This is a genomic window from Streptomyces fuscigenes (genome assembly GCF_021556455.1).
Taxonomy (GTDB): Bacteria; Actinomycetota; Actinomycetes; order Streptomycetales; family Streptomycetaceae; genus Streptomyces; species Streptomyces fuscigenes.
Window position 1 is genome coordinate 1 of record NZ_JAKGCV010000616.1, and the last position, 2,555, is coordinate 2,555.

Sequence of the window (2,555 nt, forward strand, 5' to 3'; positions counted from 1 at the left end):
CGCTGCCCCGCGCCGGCGCGGGCACGGACGCGGCGGCCGGTGGCGTCCCGGGGGCCGCCGGCTCCGGCCCGCGCAGCAGGAAGGGCGCCACCACGAGCGTGGTCACCAGGCCGATCCCCGCGAGGATCTCCAGATGCGCGGCGGGGGAGAGGTGGCTCGCGACGAGGCCGCCGAGCGCGGCGCCGAGCATGCCGCCCAGGCTGTAGACCGCGTGGAAGCTGGAGATGACGGGCCGTCTCAGGGCGGCCACCAGATCGACGGCCACGGCGTTCATCGCCACGTTCTGGCCGCCGTAGCCGATCCCGAACACGACCAGCACCAGGCCGAGCGCGAGCGCCGAGTGCGTGTGCGCGGGCAGGGCGACGGCGAGCGAGAGCAGGGCCGCGGACGCGACCGTCACCGGCCGGGCGCCGAAGGTCCTGCACAGGCGCCCGGTCAGCATCATGGTCACGACGCCGCCCGCGGACACGCCGAGCAGGGCGAGGCCGAGGGCGCTCGCCGAGGCGTCCGCCTGCGCCTTCACGGCCGGGATGCGCACGACCCAGCCCGCGAAGACGAATCCGTCGAGGCCGAAGAACAGCGTCACCGCCACCCGCAGCCGGGTCAGGTGGCGCCGCTCGCCGGCGGCCGCGCCCGGGGCGTGCGGGCGGGTGGTTCCGGTGGCCTTCGACACGGTTTTGTTTATATCCGGCACAAACGCAGCATAGGGATCCTCGTGGAAGGCGACAAGGCAGCGAACGGCGCAGCGGATCATGGGAGACTCGGCCCCATGAACGGCAAGGCGACCCCGACCCGCACGCGACTGGAGCGCGGCAGGAGCGCGCTCGGCCCCGCGCTCGAGCTCGTGCACACGGGCCGGGCGCCGACCCGGGCCGTCCTCACGTCCGAGCTGGGCGTCACCCGGGCGACCGCCGGCGCCGTCGCCGCCGAACTGGAGGCGCTCGGACTGATCACGGTGGACTCGCGGCCCGGCGCGGGAGCCGGATCCCAGGGCCGGCCCTCGCACCGCCTGTCCGTCGACGAGGCGGGCCCGGTCGCGCTGGCCGCCCAGGTGCACGCGGACGGCTTCCGGGTCGCGCTCGTGGGGCTCGGCGGCAGGATCGTCGCCACGGCCGCGGGCCGGGGCGTGGTCGAGGCTGACCCGGAACAGGTGCTGGGCCAGGCCGTCGCCGCCGGCGAGGCGCTGCTGCGCGAGGGCGGCCGGCGCTGCGTGGGGGCGGGGCTCGCCGTCCCCTCGGCGGTGGCGGAGCCCGCGGGCACGGCGCTCAACCCGCTGCACATCGCGTGGCCCGCGGGCGCGCCCGTGCGGGACATCTTCACCGACCGGGTGCGGGCCGTCGGCATCCCGGGCCCGGTCTTCACCGGCAACGACGTGAATCTCGCGGCCCTCGCCGAACACCGGCACGGCGCCGGGCGGGGCGCGGACAACCTCCTGTGCGTCGCCACGGGCCACCGCGGCGTGGGTGGCGCGCTCGTGCTCAACGGGCGCCTGCACACCGGAAGTTCAGGGCTCGCGTTGGAGGTCGGACATCTCACGGTCAACCCCGAGGGGCGCCCCTGCTACTGCGGCGGCCGGGGCTGCCTGGACGTGGAGGCCGACCCGCTCGCCCTGCTGAGCGCCGCCGGGCGCGAGCCGGGCCCCGAGACGAACCTGCTCCAGCAGGCCGTCGCGCTCATCAGGAACGGCTACGACGACCCCGCCGTGCGCACCGCCACCGAGCAGGTGATCGACCGCCTCGGCCTCGGGCTCGCCGGGCTGGTGAACATCCTCAACCCCGACCGCATCATCCTCGGCGGCCTGCACGGCGAACTGCTCGCGGCCGACCCCGACCGGCTGCGCGCCGCCGTCGGCGACCGCAGCCTGTGGGGACGCAGCAGCAGTGTTCCGGTCCTCGCCTGCGCGCTCGGCCACAACAGCCTGGTCGGCGCCGCCGAGGTGGCCTGGCAGCCCGTGCTGGACGACCCGCTCGGGGCGCTCTCCGCCGCCTGAGCGCGGCGGCTTCCCGTCCCGGGGCCCCCATGGCCGGGCCGAGCGCGGTCACCCAGCGTGTCCGCCTCGCGGTTGCTCCCCCGGAGTGACGCTCCCCGGTCCGCCTCCCGCAGCTGTCTCGGTCAGGACCCGGGCGCCGGCGCCCCCGGCCCCACCGGCACGCGGGCCGGGCGGCGTACTGCGCGGGAGGTAGGCGAGGTGCCGCTGAGCGGAGGACGACGCGGGCGCGCGTCCGCGGAAGGCTCGCAGGAGCCGGGCGGACGGCCCGGCGCGGCGACCTCGAGGAGTTGGGCCCATGAAGATGCTGGCATTCCACGACGGCGGCCCCGGGCCGTGGATCCTGTTCGTACCGCTGGTGTGGGCCGCCGCCCTCGCGGCCGTCTTCAGCGTCGTGCGCAGGGTCCGCGGCGGCCGCCTCGGCCCCGCCGCCCGCGGCCTCCGGCCGGCGGCCGCGGGGCGAAGCGGCCACGACGAGCACTCGCCGATCGCGGTCATCGGCCGCAGGTTCGCCTCGGGGGAGATCGACGAGGAGGAGTACTGGCGGAGGATGTCGGTGCTGGAGGAG

General features: G+C 76.7%; 3 protein-coding genes. 2 read left to right on the forward strand and 1 reads right to left on the reverse strand.

The genetic code is table 11. The features are described 5' to 3' along the window. A partial coding sequence (locus tag L1885_RS26980; protein ID WP_372482040.1) for an MFS transporter occupies nt 1-694 on the reverse strand: 694 nt, incomplete at its 3' end. Between the two features lie 75 nt (nt 695-769). On the opposite strand from L1885_RS26980, the gene L1885_RS26985 reads away from it, so the two are divergent. Together L1885_RS26985 and L1885_RS26990 are read left to right on the forward strand one after the other, a co-directional pair. Continuing rightward, nucleotides 770-1,990 carry an ROK family protein gene (locus tag L1885_RS26985; protein WP_235799775.1) on the forward strand — a complete coding sequence of 407 codons (1,221 nt, stop codon included), beginning with the start codon at nt 770-772 and terminating at the stop codon, nt 1,988-1,990. 295 nt (nt 1,991-2,285) lie between these two features. Further along, nucleotides 2,286-2,555 (forward strand): SHOCT domain-containing protein (locus tag L1885_RS26990; protein WP_235799776.1); only part of this gene is annotated, 270 nt, incomplete at its 3' end.